This is a genomic window from Helicobacter bilis (assembly GCF_001999985.1).
GTDB lineage: Bacteria > Campylobacterota > Campylobacteria > Campylobacterales > Helicobacteraceae > Helicobacter_A > Helicobacter_A rappini.
The window spans coordinates 1,065,279-1,084,312 of sequence record NZ_CP019645.1; the positions used below are offsets into that span (position 1 = coordinate 1,065,279).

The 19,034-nt window shown below is 35.0% G+C and carries 17 protein-coding genes and 4 tRNA genes; 9 read left to right on the forward strand and 12 right to left on the reverse strand.

Going from position 1 to position 19,034, the window contains the following annotated elements:
- The first annotated feature begins 186 nt into the window (after nt 1–186).
- Nucleotides 187–597, forward strand: coding sequence for a hypothetical protein (locus XJ32_RS05030; RefSeq protein WP_077388557.1), 411 nt, complete (start codon nt 187–189; stop codon nt 595–597).
- A gap of 325 nt (nt 598–922) precedes the next feature.
- On the opposite strand, the gene XJ32_RS05035 is transcribed toward XJ32_RS05030, so the two are convergent.
- Nucleotides 923–1,933 carry a glycosyltransferase family 9 protein gene (locus XJ32_RS05035; RefSeq protein WP_254422519.1) on the reverse strand — a complete coding sequence of 337 codons (1,011 nt, stop codon included), beginning with the start codon at nt 1,931–1,933 and terminating at the stop codon, nt 923–925.
- Nucleotides 1,934–1,951: 18 nt separating this feature from the next.
- A complete protein-coding gene (locus tag XJ32_RS05040; RefSeq protein WP_005216607.1) occupies nt 1,952–2,818 on the reverse strand; it encodes a P-loop NTPase in 867 nt (288 codons plus the stop codon).
- A gap of 335 nt (nt 2,819–3,153) precedes the next feature.
- On the opposite strand from XJ32_RS05040, the gene XJ32_RS05045 reads away from it, so the two are divergent.
- A complete protein-coding gene (locus XJ32_RS05045) occupies nt 3,154–3,888 on the forward strand; it encodes a BspA family leucine-rich repeat surface protein (protein WP_077388558.1) in 735 nt (244 codons plus the stop codon).
- A gap of 123 nt (nt 3,889–4,011) precedes the next feature.
- Here XJ32_RS05045 and XJ32_RS05050 read toward each other — a convergent pair whose 3' ends face one another.
- The 3 genes from XJ32_RS05050 to XJ32_RS05060 all read right to left on the reverse strand — a co-directional run bounded on the left by XJ32_RS05050 (nt 4,012) and on the right by XJ32_RS05060 (nt 8,572).
- On the reverse strand, nt 4,012–4,809 hold the full coding sequence (locus XJ32_RS05050) for an FkbM family methyltransferase (RefSeq protein WP_077388559.1): 798 nt from the start codon (nt 4,807–4,809) through the stop codon (nt 4,012–4,014).
- A gap of 112 nt (nt 4,810–4,921) precedes the next feature.
- A complete protein-coding gene (locus XJ32_RS05055; RefSeq protein WP_077388560.1) occupies nt 4,922–7,903 on the reverse strand; it encodes a heavy metal translocating P-type ATPase in 2,982 nt (993 codons plus the stop codon).
- Nucleotides 7,904–7,918: 15 nt separating this feature from the next.
- Nucleotides 7,919–8,572, reverse strand: a complete 654-nt coding sequence (locus XJ32_RS05060) for a hypothetical protein (RefSeq protein WP_077388561.1) — start codon at nt 8,570–8,572, stop codon at nt 7,919–7,921.
- Nucleotides 8,573–8,636: 64 nt separating this feature from the next.
- Between XJ32_RS05060 and glyS the strand changes: the two genes are divergently transcribed.
- Complete coding sequence (glyS, locus tag XJ32_RS05065; protein ID WP_077388562.1) at nt 8,637–10,715, forward strand: glycine--tRNA ligase subunit beta; 2,079 nt, start codon at nt 8,637–8,639, stop codon at nt 10,713–10,715.
- Nucleotides 10,716–10,772: 57 nt separating this feature from the next.
- On the opposite strand, the gene XJ32_RS05070 is transcribed toward glyS, so the two are convergent.
- The 4 genes from XJ32_RS05070 to fliQ all read right to left on the reverse strand — a co-directional run bounded on the left by XJ32_RS05070 (nt 10,773) and on the right by fliQ (nt 13,125).
- Nucleotides 10,773–10,967 carry a hypothetical protein gene (locus XJ32_RS05070; RefSeq protein ID WP_077388563.1) on the reverse strand — a complete coding sequence of 65 codons (195 nt, stop codon included), beginning with the start codon at nt 10,965–10,967 and terminating at the stop codon, nt 10,773–10,775.
- An 81-nt stretch (nt 10,968–11,048) separates the two neighbouring features.
- Complete coding sequence (gene ybeY, locus XJ32_RS13405; protein ID WP_437339618.1) at nt 11,049–11,513, reverse strand: rRNA maturation RNase YbeY; 465 nt, start codon at nt 11,511–11,513, stop codon at nt 11,049–11,051.
- Nucleotides 11,514–11,956: 443 nt separating this feature from the next.
- Nucleotides 11,957–12,856: a UDP-N-acetylmuramate dehydrogenase gene (locus XJ32_RS05080; protein WP_077388564.1), complete on the reverse strand. Its 900-nt coding sequence runs from the start codon at nt 12,854–12,856 to the stop codon at nt 11,957–11,959.
- Nucleotides 12,857–12,858: 2 nt separating this feature from the next.
- Nucleotides 12,859–13,125: a flagellar biosynthesis protein FliQ gene (fliQ, locus tag XJ32_RS05085; RefSeq protein WP_004086408.1), complete on the reverse strand. Its 267-nt coding sequence runs from the start codon at nt 13,123–13,125 to the stop codon at nt 12,859–12,861.
- A gap of 269 nt (nt 13,126–13,394) precedes the next feature.
- On the opposite strand from fliQ, the gene XJ32_RS05090 reads away from it, so the two are divergent.
- The 5 genes from XJ32_RS05090 (at nt 13,395) to XJ32_RS05110 (ending at nt 14,486) form a co-directional block, all read left to right on the forward strand.
- Nucleotides 13,395–13,868, forward strand: coding sequence for a hypothetical protein (locus XJ32_RS05090; protein ID WP_077388565.1), 474 nt, complete (start codon nt 13,395–13,397; stop codon nt 13,866–13,868).
- A 255-nt stretch (nt 13,869–14,123) separates the two neighbouring features.
- A tRNA-Lys gene (locus tag XJ32_RS05095) sits at nt 14,124–14,199 on the forward strand.
- A 15-nt stretch (nt 14,200–14,214) separates the two neighbouring features.
- Nucleotides 14,215–14,289 (forward strand) — tRNA-Glu (locus XJ32_RS05100).
- 40 nt (nt 14,290–14,329) lie between these two features.
- Nucleotides 14,330–14,405 (forward strand) — tRNA-Val (locus XJ32_RS05105).
- A 4-nt stretch (nt 14,406–14,409) separates the two neighbouring features.
- A tRNA-Asp gene (locus tag XJ32_RS05110) sits at nt 14,410–14,486 on the forward strand.
- A 287-nt stretch (nt 14,487–14,773) separates the two neighbouring features.
- Here the strand turns inward: XJ32_RS05110 and XJ32_RS05120 are convergent.
- The 3 genes from XJ32_RS05120 to XJ32_RS05130 form a co-directional block, all read right to left on the reverse strand.
- The gene (locus XJ32_RS05120) at nt 14,774–15,979 is read right to left on the reverse strand and encodes a glycosyltransferase (RefSeq protein ID WP_077388567.1); all 1,206 of its coding nucleotides are present in this window, start codon (nt 15,977–15,979) and stop codon (nt 14,774–14,776) included.
- The gene (locus tag XJ32_RS05125; RefSeq protein ID WP_005216553.1) at nt 15,979–16,416 is read right to left on the reverse strand and encodes a hypothetical protein; all 438 of its coding nucleotides are present in this window, start codon (nt 16,414–16,416) and stop codon (nt 15,979–15,981) included. Before XJ32_RS05125 ends, XJ32_RS05120 begins: the two co-directional genes overlap by 1 nt.
- A gap of 119 nt (nt 16,417–16,535) precedes the next feature.
- Nucleotides 16,536–16,769, reverse strand: a complete 234-nt coding sequence (locus tag XJ32_RS05130; RefSeq protein WP_005216548.1) for a hypothetical protein — start codon at nt 16,767–16,769, stop codon at nt 16,536–16,538.
- 276 nt (nt 16,770–17,045) lie between these two features.
- Here XJ32_RS05130 and XJ32_RS05135 point away from each other — a divergent pair, with 276 nt between their 5' ends.
- Nucleotides 17,046–18,848 (forward strand): flagellar hook-basal body complex protein, encoded by a 1,803-nt coding sequence (locus XJ32_RS05135; protein ID WP_077388568.1) that lies wholly within the window; start codon nt 17,046–17,048, stop codon nt 18,846–18,848.
- Nucleotides 18,849–19,034: the final 186 nt, after the last annotated feature.

The window sequence follows — 19,034 nt, forward strand, 5'->3', positions numbered from 1 at the left end:
ATACCCGCACAACAATTAGTTTACAAAAACATAAATGTTATTCGCCATAATTCGCAATTCTATATTTACAACAACAAAATATCTTTCTATTTTTCTATTTTAATTCAACATTTAATCACTTCTTAAAATGCACTTGACTCGTTTTTTTTGTAAAATCGGCTTTCTATTTTTTATGAAAGGATAAACATGAGATTATCAAAATCTTTGATTGTAGGCACATTTTTAGGTGGTGCGTTTTTTATTTCCGGTTGTTCACAGAATATCGCAAAGTTTTCAGTTGCAACGACAGGTAATATGAATATGCCATCAAATTTACAAAAAGGCACAACCGTTGAGGGCAAGGATTGTATTACTAGAGTTTTTGGAATCCCATTTGGCAATAGGAATAATAGGGTAAGTAATGCTGTTGGCAAGGCGTTAGATATGGCGACGAAGAAAGGACAACCAAACGACGCGCTTGTAAATGTGGATATTCGTTCAAGCTCTTGGAATATTATTATTTTTGGCAGACAATGTATAATTGCAAAAGGACAGCCAATAGGAGCTTCTTCTGTAAATGATTCTAAAGCAAGTAAAAAAGAAAGCAAAGATAGCTAGTTTGCAATAGCACAAAGGGTATCGAATGTGAAAGCGACAAATACTCTAAGATAAGTGGCATAATAGTTTATTGTGTTGTAAACTTGGCTATCAACAATGGCTATTTGAATCTAAAACAAGATTTATTGTGTTTAGATTCTATGTTTTTTGTCATATCTGCTTGTAAGCAATTTGCTTGTCTTTATCGAGCAAATTTAGCAATATAAGGCTATTGTGTAACTTCTAATGCTTTTCTACGCTTTGATATTATTAAAAAGTTAGTTGTTGTATTAAATTTGAGTGAAACATTGGTTGGGAATACAATATTCACCAAAACTTTACAAGGCTATTTTCGACTCACTATATCTTGTAACTTTTCTATAATTTCATTGATGGCTACAATCTCATCAGTTTCATTCATATTTTGCGTTGTTTTATACAAAATCACAAAATATTTAGAATCCATATTATCACCAGACCAAAGATAGCTATCTCTCTTGCTGCATAGCCATATTAAAGGTGTATTAAGATTATTTGCAAGATGACTAATTGCTGTGCTAGGGCTAATAAGGGCTATGCTTTGCTCCAGTAAAGCCACAAGGTTTATTAAATCATCATCATTATAAAATATAGATACATTATGTAAAGATTGAAGTTTTAATAATTCTGTATTGCCCGCTTCATTGCCTTTATATGTTGGTATAACAAAATGCAGGTTTGGATATAGCCCTGATAGTTTATATAGAAGTTTTTCATATCCGCACAAGGTGAGATTGCAAAATGTGCTACGCACAAATGGATTAACTACCACGATTTTTTGTTGTATGTGTCTAGATTCTATAAATTCTTTAACCTTTGCCTTATTTTTGTCGCTACTTTTGAATCTAATATAAGAGTAGTCTATCGTAGCTATATTTTTATCATAATGCTTGGGGTTAATTTTTCTAACAAGTTGCAACATGCGTTGATATTGTGGAGTGTGGTTTAAATGCTTTGGAATAAACACGCTCTCAAAGCGGAAATGCAGGGCATTCGCAAAAGTCATAAAAGTAATTATGCGTTTGCATGTCGTCTGTGCTAGAAGTTTGCATTTAGCTCTATTTGGCTGTGTGAGAACGAATATATCAAAATTATTCGCATTGATATCTTTAATGAGACTTTCGTTATCCATAGATTCTATATTGATTATGGAATCTATAAATTCAAATTGTGCGTATAAAGTTACCCCCCCCCCCCCGCAAGAATTAGTATAAACGATGATTTTAGAATCTCTATATAAATGTCGCAGGGCATATATAGCATGTAGCACTACTATGTTATCACCGATTAATCCTGCTCGGTAGAATCCTATATTCATCAATTATTTTCTTTAAGCCTATAAATACCCAAGCATACGCTTAAAGAAACTCTTAAAGCCCTTAGATTCTAAAAGCATATTATGCTCCATGTCTGTAATCTCATGCGCTAAAAGTGCTGCAATATCACCTATGCCTACCGATACGCTATTAAATGGCTCTACTTTTGTAATTAACGCACGATTTCTTGTAGCCTTGTTCACCGCAGCGTTTAGCTCAAGCCCACCTAGAAACTTTAGCGTGAGATGTGGTATATGCTTTTTTGTAATGCTCTCCATGCGATCAAACACCGCAAGGGCTTCCTTTTGACTTTTACACATGTTTATCACCATAAAGATCTGCTTCTTTGTATGTGCGTTTAGCTTGATAGTCGCATACGCATCTGTAATGGCTGAAGGATCTGGCATGGTAACCACGATAATATGCTCGCATGCTTGCAGTGTAGATTGATTGAGCGGACCGATACCCGCCCCCGTGTCAATTAGCAAAAAGTCAAGCGTATCAAGGATATTACTCTCATGTATGAAATTCTCCACAATGTTGAGATTATTCCCCGCATATTTTAGAATCTCTTCGCCGCTATCGCCGGGTATGAGATAGAGATTTGGCTCTATTTCATACACGACCTCATCGATACTTACCTCGCCCTTCATCGCGTGAAGAATGTTTTTATCAGTTTTAATGCCAAAGATAAGATCAAGATTTGCTAGTCCAATATCTGCGTCAAACACGCCGACTTTAAAGCCTAGCTTATTGAGTTTATAGGCAAGGTTTGCGCTAAGAGTGGATTTGCCTACGCCACCCTTACCTGAAGTAATAGCGACATATTTTGTATTCGCTTTGTTTCTCATCATGGTTTCTAGCTGTTTTGCCTGATTTTCAATCATTCGACTTCCTTGCCTTGCCTAAAAAGGGTGTATTCATCAAATTAAATTTCCTATTGTTCTTCATTATTGCAAGATTCTACCGAAAGCAAGATTCTAGCAAAAAATTAATAAATTTATCACCAGAAACAAACGCTATCGTCATAGAAATCCACGCTACGCCATAAAAGAAACTCCAAAATCACAATTGTTAAAGATTTTCATAATAACACATGCAAGAAGTATTCCATAGGTAGTTTTAAAACTTAAAATCTCATCTTAACAAATCGCCATATTCATGTGATTAGATTTTATTAGCTTCTGCTATAATGTAGTTTTAGATTATTTAAAGGTGTGATATGAGAAAAAATATTATGGTTATAATGTGTGCTTATCTGTTATGTTTTATGTGTGGTCATTTGGCAGTGGCACAAGAGATATATGCCCCAAAGACAAAAGAATATCTTATTCGTTTATTGAAAGACCCAAGCATTCCTTTAAGTGCGATTGATACAAGTAATATTACAGATATGAGCAGACTTTTTGAGAATACGACTCGCAAGGATTTTAGCGGTATAGAATCTTGGAATGTGTCTAATGTGGTGGATATGAGCTATATGTTCTCTCATGCGAAGTTTTTTAATCACAATATTAATGACTGGAATGTCAGTAGTGTAGTCAGTATGAGTGGCATGTTTTATGAAGCAAGTAGTTTTAATCAGCCACTAGATAAGTGGAATGTGTCTAAAGTGCGTTTTATGTTTGGCGTGTTTTTCAATGCAAAGGCATTTAATCAGCCGCTAAACTCATGGAATGTCAGCAATGTAGAGGGTATGGGAAGTATGTTTGCTGGGGCAAGTAGTTTTAATCAACCGCTAGATAGATGGGACACGCAAAAGGTGCTAACCATGCGTGATATGTTTCATAATGCAAAGTCCTTTAATCAAGATATAAGCATGTGGAATATCAGCAAGGTAAAAAATAAAACAAAAATGTTATATCGCTCTGGTATGCAGCAAATCCCTGTGTGGTATAAAGAAGAGTTTCAAAAAGAGCAAGAAATAGATTCTATGAAAAAAGAAGAATATAGATAGTTTTTAGGAATCTTTTATGCAATTGCTTTGCTTAAGTAATAATGTTAAGCAAGGAAAGATTCTATTATATGCTAAGATAGTTTATTGATATTTCAGTAATGAGAATCTTAAATGTCTATTATGCTATCTTACCAACATGTCTTTATCAATCTTGCATTTCTTTGTAATTGCAATATAGTTTGTAGTGATAAACTGCTCATCGGTTTCCCTGTAACTATCAATGTGATATAAAGTCGCATTAGGCAAGATTCTATAAATTGCCATATCATTTTTACTAAAGAAATACCAAAAATCCTGAAAAAATGTGCGTGTGTCAATATTGCAACCACCAAACTCAAAAGTAACCATATCAATAGCTTTGTTTGCAAACATAACTTTCGCACCATCTAATACATCAAGCTCGTGTCCCTCCACATCAAGCTTCAATAAATCTATGTGCGAGATGCTTTGTGCTTTGCAATATGTATCAAGTGTGCTAAGTTGAATTTGCTCTGTTTTGTTAAAGTCAATATTAAAATGATCGAGTCGTCTTTTTGTAAGACTTGCAAGTCCTGAACCATCGGCATTTGAATATAGGGTTGCTTTGGTTTCAGCATTTGATAAACCAAAATTATTAAGAATTACTTTTTCGTTATTGCTATGTGTTTGTAAGAGTTTTTCAAAAGTGTAGCGTGATGGCTCAAAACAATGGATTTTAAAATCTAGCGTATTCTTATTTTGAGAGGTTTGCCCCCCCCCCCCCATATGTCGCAAACATAATGTTGTGTATTTGCCCACATTTGCACCTACATCAAAAATACAAAATGAGATCTTATTGCTAAAATATGAATTTTTAAGCAAGATATTAAAAGCTATCTCTTCCCCGCTATCAAAGACTTCTCCACCAGAGCCAATACCTAAGGCATTAAGGTGAGCGATCAAGTATCTTTGTGTGCTTACGCATTGAATAAAACTTATGAAACATAGAATCTCCCTTAAACAATAATTAAATAATAGTAAATAAAATTATACTATATTAATCTAAAAATAGATTCTACGATCTCCAAACCCCATACAATCTACTTGCATTGCCCACAACGCTAATAGAGCTAAGGCTCATAGCAAGGCTTGCAAGCATTGGGTTTAGCATAACTCCAAAAGGACTAAATATTCCCATAGCAATGGGTATGCAAATGATATTGTATAAAAATGCAAAGCCTAGATTCTGTTTGATATTATGTAGTGTTTTTCTACCCAAATGCAGTGCTTCCACAATGCCTAGCAAATCATCTCTAAAATAGATAATATTGCCATACTCAATACTTACTTCACTCCCACTTGCCATAACGAGTGAAAGATCAGCCTTTGCTATCGCAATAGAGTCATTTGCCCCATCGCCTATCATAATCACTTTATGCCCTTTTTCTTGCAGAGATTCTATATATCGCATTTTATCTTCTGGCAGACATTCTGCCTTGTAAGGAATGCCTAAAATATCAGCGATATAGCTCACATTTTCTTTCATATCCCCGCTTAGAATCTCACATTGAAAACCGCCTGTTTTAAGCATAGCTATCATCTCTTGTGCGTATGGTTTTAATGCTTCTGCTAGATATATACGCCCTAGTAAAATCGCCCTATCCTGCATAACCTCAGCGATATACACACAAACACAACCCTTTATAGAATTTGTCTCAACAGATAGCCCTGCCCTATCCTTTAAAAGTTTCGCATTCCCGATTAAAAACACTCTTTCTTTAGAATCTATAAGCAGTTTAGATTCTATCCCTGCGTTCATGTAGTGTTTAGAATCTAGCTGTTTATAGAGTTGTGTATCACTAGATTCATTATGAAAACTCTCACAAATTGCCTTAGCGATAATATGATTGCTTGAAATTTCAATAGAAGAAGCAATGCGTAATAGCTCGTTTTCATTTATATTTTCCTGTAAGAATATGCTATGCAGACTAAAATCCCTTTTTGTTAAAGTGCCTGTTTTATCAAAGACTACATAATCTGTTTTGCTTAGACTTTCAAGGCTTTGTGCGTTTTTAAAAAAGATTCCAAAGTGATTTGCCCTAGCGTTTGCAAAGAGTATTGCCATTGGCGTGGCAAGTCCTAAGGCACAAGGGCAAGAGATAAGAAGTGTGCTAGAAAAATATAGCATAGCACTCTCTAAGTTTTCATATATAAACCAAAAGATTCCACTACAAGTAGCAAGAAACATGACAAGCGGGACAAAAATGAGTGAGATTCTATCCGCAAGTTTTGCTATTTGTGCCTTGCTCTCAAGGGTTTGCTCTAATAAGCTTTGCATTTTGCTGATTTTAGAATCACTTAAGGTATGGCTAACACGAGCAATTAAAGGCGTATCAAGGTTTAGCGTCCCTGCAAAAAGCTGCATGCCCTTTTCCTTTTTGATAGGGATACTCTCACCGCTTAACATACTCTCATCGATATGAGATTCATTTGAATAAAGTATAGAATCTATGGGGATAAAGCTGTGTGGAAGTATGTGTATATAATCGCCTATTTGAAGATTATAGGGTGAGATTTCTTCAGTCTTTAGGGCGGCTATATCGTGTGGATTTATGATTTTTAGGGCAATCTCACTTTGTCTTTGCAAGAGAGATTTTGCGTTATTTATAGCTTTATTTTTTGCGTTTTCTTCTATAAATTTGCCAAGCATAATAAAGCTTAGAATCACGCAAACACTCTCAAAATATAAATGATTCTCTATGCCTTTTAGCATTTGTGCTAAGCTAAAGCAGCTATATAAAAAGCCTGATAAACTCCCCACACTCACAAGTGAATCCATATTAGGTCGCAAGGCAAACAACGCTTTTAATCCATGAAAATATATACTCCGCCCAAAGTGCATAACACAAAGCGTGATGAAAAGCTGTGTCAAGCCATTATAGATAGGATTATGCAAAATTTGTGGCAAGGGAAGGCTAAACATATCATGTAGCATGCTTATATACACTATCACTAGAGATAAGATAATACTAAAGATTAATCGCCTTTTATCGTTTAAAAGGGTGTGTTCTATGTAGTGATTTAATTTTTGTAGAATGTTTTGCTGCGGTGTCTCTTGCATGCTTTTGCGGGAATCTGCGGCGAGGGCTTGGTCATGTATTTTATATACACTCCCTTCGCCCTCACCTTGATAACCCACAAAATCATTGCAAGATACTTCCGCAGTTTGTATTTTGGAGTTTTTAGAATCTAGAATCTTATCCATTTGGGTGGGTGCAGGGTTTAAGGGTGCAAAATTTATAGAATCTAGAATCTTGTCATATTGAGCCTTTGAAAAAGGCGAAATATCTTTACTAGATTCTATATCGTTATTTGTATGAATTGTAGAATCTAAATTATCCATTGTTTTAGATGTTTCACTTCGCTCAACATGACAGACAAAATCTGTGCTTTTAGATTCAGATTCTATACAAGTTACTTCATGTTTTTTAGTATCGTGGGGATTAGATTCTATTGTGTTGTTTTGTGTAGGTTTTGTATTCTCTATTTTTTGTGTTTTAGATTCAGTGGCACACTCAAGCGGATTAGAATCTTTTAGCATATTGAAAGTGGGGCTAGAAGTTGTATGTAATGGTTTTAGACTAAAGTTTGTATTTGCTTGATTTTTGTTATTTGCTAAAGTAAAGCTAGAATTTGGGGCAAGTTTTGCTTTAAAGCCTAAAGATTCTATACATGCTATTATGGAATCTATATCGCAAGTTTCTTTATCAAATTTTATTATTGCTGTATTATTTAGGATATATACATTTGCTTCTTTTATACCCTCTTTTTTTCTTAACTCATTTTCAATACTTGCAGAGCAACTCGCACAACGCATACCAGAGATAGAGAGTCGTATAGATTCTAGAATCTTTGATGTTTCGCTTCGCTCAACATGACAAGCAGAATCTATATTTTGTGTAGAATCTGTGCTTATACTATCTTTTGCTAATGTGTGATTTATCGGCGGTGATAGTGGTGTTTGCGGTTGTGAATTATTTGCTTGGCTAAATCGCATATATTTTCCTTCAAACTACTTAGCTTGTGTTTCTTTACCTTTTTTCTCATCAAACTTTACCTTAAAATCTCTATAAGGTGCTTGCAATTTATAAGTATGAATATATTGCGGGATAAAGACTTCAAGCTCATTTATCTTCCGCATAATATCTATATAATAGGCTTGGGCTTGTCTATTTACATTCTCTCTATTTCTCCACGCAAAGCCTTTGTTATAAGACTTTATGATTTTGTGTAAGTCGCCCTTATGGACTTTATGCCAATATCTAAGATTATCTAGTGCGATAGATGATGCAAACATAGGATCAGAAATAAGCATTTGCCCTACAACATTACGCAAAAATGAAGAATCTTGATAGCTTGTATATTTTCTAATCACATTAGGAATATGTGCGTGATAAATCCCAGCAGATGGATCAGAGAAATTCAACAAATACTCCCCTGCACACGATTCTTTCCATGCGATTGCTGCCATGAGATAGCCAAAGCCATGATCTCTACCATAATAATAAGCATACATTAATACATCTTTTTGGTCTTTAGTAAAGTCTTGCAATGCTACGCAAGTGCCTTCTATCTTTATAGTGATTTTTTCTTGGGCTACTAGATTCTGACATAGCAGCACAGAGATAGCATAGCACCAAATCGTAGTGATAAATATTCTTTGCACCTTTTAGCCTTTTTCACTTTTATTTGCTAAAATTATACAATCAATTTAAAAAGGCATGAGTATAATGGCAGAATTATTTATTGAAATTTTCACAGAAGAATTACCCGCAATTCCACTTTTAAAAAATCTAAGTAATATCAAAGAAAATTGGAAAAAGATATTAAAAGATAATCATCTTGACGCCCCTTTTGACTTTTTCTACACACCACGAAGACTAAGCTTTATCCATAGAGATTTTGCATTAAAACAACCTGACACAAAGACACAATCCTATGGACCACCACTTGCTATTGCCTATGATTCTAATAATAACCCCACAAAGGCAATGCAAAGCTTTCTGCAAAAAAATAATATCACTAAAGATATGGTAAAAACAGCGATTAAAGATAATAAGGAAGTGCTATTTTATGAAAAAGAAGTAAAAGGGATAGAATCAAGTAAGCTTTTAGAATCTATGGTGATTACTCTGCTTCATTCACTGCATTTTGGTAAAAGTATGCGTTGGGGTGATTGCAAGGATAGCTTTATACGACCAATACGAAATATTTGCATTATGCTAGATAATAAAAATATCCCTTGCAATGCTTATAATATTCAAGGAAACAATCTTATTTTTGCACACAGACAAGCAAAAGATACAAATGGAGAGCAAAAAAGCCATTATGCTACAAGCATAGAATCTTACCTTGATTTTCTCTCACAAAATGGCGTGATACTAGACCAAGAGAGGCGTAAAGACTTAATACTACAAGAGATAAAAGAGCTTGAAAATAAACATAATATAAAAGTAGAGATTGATACAGACTTATTGCAAGAGATAGTAGCGATTACAGAATATCCACATGCAATGCTAGGAATCTTTGATGAGAAGTTTCTAAAGATTCCAAAAGAAATGATTATAACCTCTATGAAAGAGAATCAAAGATATTTTGCGGTATATAAAGATTCAGAACTTTTTCATGGCTTTGTAGTTGTGAGTAATTCTTTTGGCGGTGATTTCTCTCTCATTACAAAGGGGAATGAAAAGGTATTAAGAGCAAGGCTTGAAGATGCTATGTTTTTCTACACACAAGATATAGATTCTAAAATGCAGTTTGGAAGTCTAGATTCTATTAGCTTTATGGAGGGGGCGGGAAGCCTTGCAGATAAGATTGCACGAGAGCAAAACATGGCAAATAGCCTTATAGCCTTGCTTAACGCAAAGCAAATAGAATGCAGTGAAAATGAAAAAGCCCTTGTAATACAAGCTTTGAAATATGCAAAATGCGATTTATTATCCCAAAGTGTAGGGGAATTCCCCGAGTTACAAGGCATTATGGGATCATACTTTGCAAAAGATTGTGGCATGGAATCTGAAGTCTGCCTTGCAATAAGAGAGCAGTATCTACCAAATGGCATACAAGCAACACTTCCTAGCAGCAAAATCAGCGCACTTGTAAATATGGCAAATAAGCTTGATACCATTTTCACACTCTTTAATATTAATAAGATTCCAAGTGGCTCAAAAGACCCCTTTGCACTAAGACGACAAGCTACGGCGATTCTAAAAATAGCACATCAATTTGGCTTTGACTTAAGCATAAAAGAGATATGTGATCTAGCAAGTAAAGATTATAGCAACGCAAAGCAAAATATGCTTATAGACTTTATGATGGAGAGAATATATGGAATCTTTCCGGGCGTAAATCCTAGCATTGTGCGTTGTGTGCTACTTATGGGATTTGGTATCACACAAAGCTTTGATAAGATTCTAGCACTTGCATCATATTTTGAAAGCGTGGATATCAAATCTGTGATAGGCACTTTCAAGCGAGTAGCAAATATTTTAGATAATGCAAATCTTACTAAGGACATAACGCTAAACACAAGCCTATTTGAAGAGAGTGAGACAAAACTTTATAATAATCTCATGGCATATACAAAAAGCAAGAAAACAGAAATTACAAACAATACTCTAGATTCTGAATCGTATTTAGCACAGATAGAGAGCTTATTTGCACTCAAAAGCGATTTAGATTCTGTATTTGATAATGTCTTAATAATGACTGATAATGCAGAGTTAAAGCAAAATCGCATTGGCTTAATCACACTTGTATTTAAGGCGTTTATGGAATTTGGCGACATGCGTGAAATCGCGGTGTAAAAGTAAAGTTAATAATCTCTTTGCAACAATTAAAAAAAGCTATTTTTTTATGAAATTTTATTTTGCTCCGCATTCACTACATATTCCACTAAACACTCTATATTTGCCACAAAACGGGCATTTACCACCCTTTCCACCTTTTCCATCATTTGGGGGGACACTCATTTTGTAGCCGCATTCATTACATTTTCCCTCAACGCCTTTTATAAAGAAAGTCAATTTAGCACATTTTGGACATTTTTGACCGGACATATATTCCCTTTTATTTTGATAAGTCGTCATTGTATCATAAAAGTCCAGTATTTTTAACTAAAAGTATTTTAGAAATATAATCTAATTAAACTTGTTTTTAGAATCTACCCGCACAATGAGACTATCTGGCAAACCTAAAGATTCTATAATTGCTTGTTCCACTGCCCTTTGTTCGCCATTGTCTCTCTCATGATCAAAGCCCAATAAATGCAAAAATGCGTGGATAAAAAGTAATGAAAACTCCGCATAGGGATTATGCTTATATAACGCAGCTTTATCGCATACTTCATAGATATTTATGATGATACCGCCTAAGCATTGAGGCATATCGCTAGATTCTATATCCTGTATCTCTAAAGGAAAGCTTAGCACATCTGTGGGATAATCTTTTGCCATGTATTGCTTATTTAGCTCTTGCATAGATTCACTATCTACAAAGATTAATTCTATATAGAGATTTTGTTTATCTAAAGATTCTATATATTTATAGATACTTTCTTGTAGTTTTAAGTCTTTTTTTATAGAATCTAGTCGTATTGTTTGCATGATAAAATCAGCTAAAAACTCTATATAGCCATTTATCTCTATGCTAGAATCTTGTGTTAAATCTGCGTTTAAATCATTTTTAGAATCTTGCTTTAAATCCTGCCATGCTTTTAGAATCTCTGTGTAGGGGAGTTTATCCATTGCGTTTTGATTAGAATCTAGATTCTCCACCAAATCTGGGTGGGTGCAGGGTTTAGGGTGCATTTTTATAGAATCTAGATTCCATAGGTTATGCCCTAAGTCTTGTGCTTCACCCAGATTTGACACAGAATCTAGACTTTGAGATGTTTCACTTCGCTCAACATGACAATTACTAGAATCTAACAATCTTTCATGATTAAGCCCCCTCATTTTCTCTTGCATATATGGGAAAATATGCGTTGTCTTAAAGTGATTCCATAAATTTTTACAAGGCTTTAGTAGAAAAAAGCTATCATCGCATTCTACTCGCATATTTGCACCTCGCATTCAAGCCTTATGCCACTTATCTCATAGACTTTTTGTCTAGCTAGCTCTATAACTTCTATCGCGTCTTCAAACCTTGCACCACCTAGATTTACTAAAAAATTTGCATGTTTATCGCTAAAGCCCACATTATTGATATAAAAGCCTTTCATACCAGCAAGTTCTAGCAGTCTGCCTGCATAGTCATTTGGTGGATTCTTAAAGCAGCTCCCACAGCTTGGGTCATGCGGATGAGTGCTTCTCATTTGTGTAAAAAGCGGCAATAAATCATATCGAAAGCCCGGTATTTTATGGAATCTTGCCGCAAATATCACGCCACTACTCTCCCTTGTCCTATATAAAAGCCCTGCTTTTTCCACATCAATCCACTCGCCATTGATATTTAAGCTTTGCAAAATCTGTGCTATCTCATATTGCTTCATACCTGCATTCATATTACATAATGCACCGATATTTCCGGGCAGATTCTTAAGAAATTCAAGCCCACTTAAATCATGCTTTTTAAAGAATAAAAATGCTTGCAAACTTGACACACTCGCGCCCATTTCAACGCAGTCCTCATTCAATGCGATATACTTAAAGCTATCACCCAGTATCGCAAGATTCTTTGCGTTTGGGGATACAAGCAGATTATTTGCCTTGCCAATGATATGCCATTGTTTAGAATCTAGCTCTAAAAATGTGCGTTTTGTGTGAGTGAGAGGCGTGCTAAATTGCAGTGTTGTATTTTCAAAAAATGTGATTTTTTTACTTGTTATCTTAGAATCTTTATTGCTAAAATACGCCCCCACATCAGCTATATCAAAGACTTTTACAGGTAGCTTTGTGCCAATCTTTAGGCTTGAGTATTTTTGAAAGTCAATAAGTATTTCTTGCATATTTAGGAGATAATAGTAGGTATCATATTAATCACCATTTTAGTGAAGTCCATAAGCATGTTTAGCATCCACGGCATAGTGAAAATAATCATAGCAACAACGGCTAGAATCTTTGGGACAAACGCAAGTGTCATTTCATTAATCTGCGTTGTAGCTTGAAAAATGCTAATCAAAAGACCCATGATGAGCGCGACAAGCAAGACAGGCAGGGATAAAAATAGCGTGATTTTATAGGTTTGTATGGCAAGCGACATGAGTTGTTGTTCCATTGATAGCCTTGTGTTGATATGAGAATGAGATTCTAGCATGTTTAAGAAAATATGGGAATGTTTGGTGGGTTGTTTTGGTTTATAACATGATATGAAATAAAGCAAAGGGGCAGAAAATAGCTTTTTAGCCTTGACTTTGTTTTTTTTGTAAATTACGCATAGGCTTTTGAATGCTTTATGTGAGATTTTAGGATATTGCATAATAAGATTTTATGTAGATTCTAAGATTTAGGGCAGTAAAAAGCAAATATTTTACAAAAGGTTGCAATATGAAAAAAGGTTTAATAGCGTTGGTGCTTGGTGCATTTATCTCAAATGCGTATGCTGTTGAGGTGGGTGGAGATGAGTTGTATAAGGCGTATTATGATGATAATGCAGGTAAGAGTATAACACATTATTGTTATAAGGATATTAGTACAATAATTAGTGGTAATTGGAGAAAGTTTTATGAAATAGTGCCAAGTGATGGTGATTTGCGTGAATTTTCTTTGCGTGATGGATTAAAAGAAGTAGAGAAGTTTGAGTATATGAAAAAGTCAGAGGCTTTAGCTAGTGCAATAAAAAAAGATTTTGAATCTTGGCAGCAAAAACTCTACACTTTTAGGACTAAACTTATAGAAGATGGTTGTGTAGTAAGCGATAAATGTAAAATTAAAGACTACGACCTAGTTTCGTGCGAAATGAAAAAGCCACTTGATGAGATTCTAAATAACCTTGACAAATATTATACGGATATTAAATAGGTTATATTTAGCTTCTTTTACGATTTAGGGCAAATACGCCTTAAATTAAAGATAGATTCTAAATTTGCTTTCTATCTTAAAGGCTATGTAGGCAGTCTATTTTAAAATAGATTTGTAGATTTTAGTCATACAAAATTATTAAAGCGATATGTATTTTACATATTTTATACAAAAATAAGAAAAAATGTAAAAATATATTGACTTTACAGAAAAAAAAAGATATGATTATGTCTTTATTTTTGATTAGCTTTAAAAGACCCGTTAGCTCAGCTGGTAGAGCAATTCCCTTTTAAGGAATGGGCCGTTGGTTCGAATCCAACACGGGTCACCATTTAGTCTAAGCTGTGGCCCCTTCATCTAACGGTTAGGATACCACCCTTTCACGGTGGCTACAGGGGTTCGAATCCCCTAGGGGTCACCAAGCTTTACGATATTTTCTACACTACATAATAATTTCTTTAGGTCGCTTAGCTCAGTTGGTAGAGCGCCACCCTTACAAGGTGGATGTCACAAGTTCGAGTCTTGTAGCGACCACCATTTTGGAGCGGTAGTTCAGTTGGTTAGAATACCTGCCTGTCACGCAGGGGGTCGCGGGTTCGAGCCCCGTCCGTTCCGCCACTTTCTCTGCACATATATTTCTTGTTATCTTTCATTAATAAGTTACTTTAAAGAATAGAATCTAACTTTTTTCCCACTTTTTAATACCAATAAAGAACACTTTGAAATATCTAAGCTTTTTTGCTTTTTATTTTGTTTTACTGCGCGTTGTTTTTGCAGCATATAGAGAGTTGGGCTATTTATACAAACAATACTCTGTGTCGATTTTAATCCAGCTTGTGCCTTTTTCCCCATTATTTTAGCATTTATGTCTATACAATCATTAATAGGGTGTTTTTTAATAAAATCTAAGATTGCTTTAGTGGATTAATCTGTGTAAAAAGCATAGGGCTATCTTTAAAGTCTTTTATCGCTTCTTCATATACTTTTTCAATCTTTTCTATGCTTAAATCTAGGGCATATTGTTTTGCAGATTCTTTGTATTTATCACGCATAGCTAGGCGTTCATCTTTATGTTCAATCCAGTATTCAATCTTAGCACACAAATCATCAATATTATTTGTTTGAAATAGGCTTCTTTCATCAAGGGCAAATTGATTTGTAGCAGAGATTTTAGAATCAGCTATCACAGGCACAATCCCAAATGAAATCGCCTCAAGACAAGAGATCGCTTCACTCTCAACTTGAGCGGGGTGTATGTATAAATCCATTTTAGCAATATTTTCCATTAATAAACTATTTTCAATATATCCAAACTCATAAGGAGTTTTTAGTAGCTTTTCACAAAGCCCTTTAAGATAAGATTCTCTAGGTCCTAATCCATGCAAGTGCAATTTTATAGAATCTTTATACTTGCTTTTTGCAATCGCTTTAATGAGTATATCTTGCCGCTTTTCTTTTGATAGCCTACCAACAGATGCGATATGAAAATAAGAGTCATTAAATTTCTCTTCTATTGCCGATGTTTGCTTAAATTTAAAGCCATTGCTTATTACATACTTTTTACCACCATAACCGACACGATTAAGCTCAGATTCCATAAGCTTACTTGGGCAATGAATGTGGTGTGAATAGCGATAAAATGCACGATAAAAACGCTTGTAGAGATAGTGATTAAACCATTCAAAATCCATATTCATATTATAGCTTATATGCTGTGGTTGCACATGAAATGCGGTGATATAGGGGATACGCATTTTTCTGCAAAGATGCAATGATACAATCTCAAGGCGAAAAGGCATATATAAATGCACGATATCTGCACCGCTAAATGCTTCTTCCAATACCGCTGTATTTGCCGCTCCAAATATCATGTGCTGTCGTTTAGACACTTCTGTAACAAGCGGGATATACCGCTCTTTTACCCCATATAGTCTCTCACCCTCTTCTCCTATTGCTCCCCTTGCCATCTCCCCTTTATCATCAGTGATATTGGTAGCTACTATGCGGACTTCATGTCCTTTTTTGATAAGCTCTCTTGCAAAGCGAAAGGCTGTCATAGAAGTGCCATTACTTCTATTTTTATAACTATCAACAACAAAGACGATAACCATCAATCAAACTTTAGCTTAAAGATTTTTTTATCAAACACGGCGATATAGAACATGCCATAAAAGATTTTAATATCAAGCAAAAAGCCCTCAACCTTTACTTCACATTTTTTTGTATCATCTTGCAGGGCTTCTGCTTTAAAGATAATTTCATGCCCCAGCTCTATAGGTGCAAGAAACTTAATATCCGCACCGATAACAAGGCTATTTTTCTTATTTAAAGCAGTTAAAGCACAATGTGAAGCCGCACTGAAAATAAAGCCACTATGAATAAGTCTAGAATCTACACACATATCTTCAGTTGGTGCAAATCGCACTTGTGAGATATTATGTCCCAATCCCATAAGCTCACCAGATAATCTAAAATTAATATCCTGTGCGATACTTCTATCTTCTAAATGATTGCTTAAAGTGGTATGCACTTCTTTTTCTTCTGTCATACTTTCTCCTTTACAAGTTTTGGCTAAATATTTGCAACTGCAAATATCCTAAAAAATAGCTTAACATAAAATTATCGGCTTTAATACGCCTATATAAAATCCTAAAATAAAATAACGATCTATTTTGTTTTAATAGGCAATTCTCTATCTAGCAATGTTTGGTAATCATCGCATGATTTTTGATCCCCCTCCCTACATTGTTTGGCTAACATATCAAGCTTTTTTGCAGAATCTTCATCATGGCTTTTAGCAACATTTCGTATAGTAAAATACTGACTTGCAAAAATAAAAGCTATTGCTAAGACAAACACTATAAAGCTTTTTGGTCGCAACTTGAATTTTAAGAATCTCATACAACCCCACTCGTTCTGTGATAACAGCAAAGAAAGTATTCTAGCATATTTTTATTAAGAAGAAAGATTTTGCATGATGAATAAAGAATTTTAGAAACTGATTTGTAACTTTTGTTATTTCAAAGATTCTATAGCCCATATTTATTCACACACAAAATGCCCAAATGGCACAGAATTTGCTAAAAACTACATATTAAAAATATCAAAAAGCCGTATTACATTAGGATTAAAGGCTATATTTATCAAAAGATTCCATAAAAGTGCAGGAGGCATAGAATGAATGACACGATGTTAAACGCTGTGAGCGGGATTAAAACGCATCAGTTTGGGCTTGATAGTATCTCAAACAATATCGCCAATGTTAATACGCTAGGCTACAAGGCAAATGATCCAGAGTTTAAGACACTATTTTCTCGCAGTATGGATTCTATGAATGCTTCGACGGTTACAAACAATGACTTCAGCTATGGTGTAACTGGAGCTAGTAACAATGTGATTACAAAAATGGGGAATCTCAAAAAAGCAGATAGTGATACAAGCGTGGCTTATACAGGCAAGGGCTGGTTTGTCGTTGGGAAAAATAAAGAGGGGCAGTTTGAAATAGGCGAAGATAATTTTGATGTCAGCGATGAAAACTACTTTACAAAAAACGGGGATTTTACGATAGATTCTGATGGATATTTGGTAAATTCTGAAGGGTATTATCTCTATGGCGTAAATCTTGGAAAAATCAATGGAAATAATTTCAAAGCTTCACAAGACCCAGAAAAAGATTATAAAGAACTCGCGAAAGGTGTAATGAAGCCAATCTCTATACCACCACAAATTAGCTATCAGCCCGTAGAGACAACAAAAGTGGATTTAAGCGTGAATCTAAATCGCACAGGTGAGCTTAAAAATGTAGTGTTAGCACACACAAGCAATGGAGTCTTTAATGAAGCAAGCTTCTTTAACCAAGACTTTAATGCCCTTGCAAACAGAGACGGCGATATGATACGCCCTAATACTTTTCCAAAAGCAGATATTGAAGTAACAATGCCAGATGGCACGGTGCAAATCGCACATTATGAATATGGTGATGGGACTTCATCGCAGGGTAAATTCCACACAATAGGGCAGTTGCAATATCTTATCAAAAGAGATACAGGACTTGATTTAGAATTAAATAGAAATCCAAATGGATCAATCGATCCAAAAGGTGTGCTTGTGCTAAAAAATAATACAAATACGCCAGTAAAAGTTAAATTGAGCGGGAATTTCTTTGAGCGACTGCATTTAAGCGGTGAAATGGAGAATATGGGTAAAAACGACTATCTAGCAGGCACAAATCTTAGTGTGCCAAGTTTTACAAATACAACTGAAATCTTTGATGAAGGTGGTAAAAAATATGCTATGCATAATGAATACTTCCTTGTAAATGCGGGAGATTCTGAAGGCACACAGAAAATGCCAGAGACTTGGAATGTGCGTAGCTATATACATGAATTTTCAGGCAATCGCATGCTTATTAGTAGCGAAGTAAAAGAGGGCAAAATTTTCTTTGACCCAAGCGGTAAGGCAGAAGCTGATGATATGGAGATTCCATTCTTAGGCAAAAAAAGTGTTAAGCTAACGCTATCAAGAAGCACGAATAAAGTATATAAAGATTCTGGTGTGAATGATACAGAGCAAGATGGTAAAAATCGCGGCGAAATGTCTAATATTAGAATCAATAATGAGGGCATTATCTCTGTTGCTTTCACAAATGGGCAGACAGAAGCGATCGGTCGTGTGGGACTTGCTATGTTTGCAAACGATCAAGGGTTAAAAAAGGTCGGCGGGAATCTTTTTGCCCTAAATCCTAGTACGATTAATGGCGAAGTAACGCAACTTAGTGGGAATCCAAAGCTTGTGTGGGGGGAAGATTCTAACCTTAAGCAAGGGAAAGTATTGCAAGGCTATGTTGAGACAAGCAATGTTGATGTAGCAGATGCTTTAACTAATCTTATCTTAATGCAAAGAGGCTATTCTATGAATGCAAAAGCCTTTACAACTTCTGATGACTTGATTAAAGAAGCGATCAATCTTAAACGCGCTTAGTTTTTATTTCATAGCGTTTTTTATGTGAATGCGATTATAATGAGATTTTTCTTGGTTTCAAAATCGCAATTATAAAACAATATATCAAAGCATTACGCAAGGCAAAATGACAAGCATATCTTGAAGCTAGATTCTATAAAATTGCGTGGATATAGAATCTGTGGAGTTAAAATTTCTTCATTCACG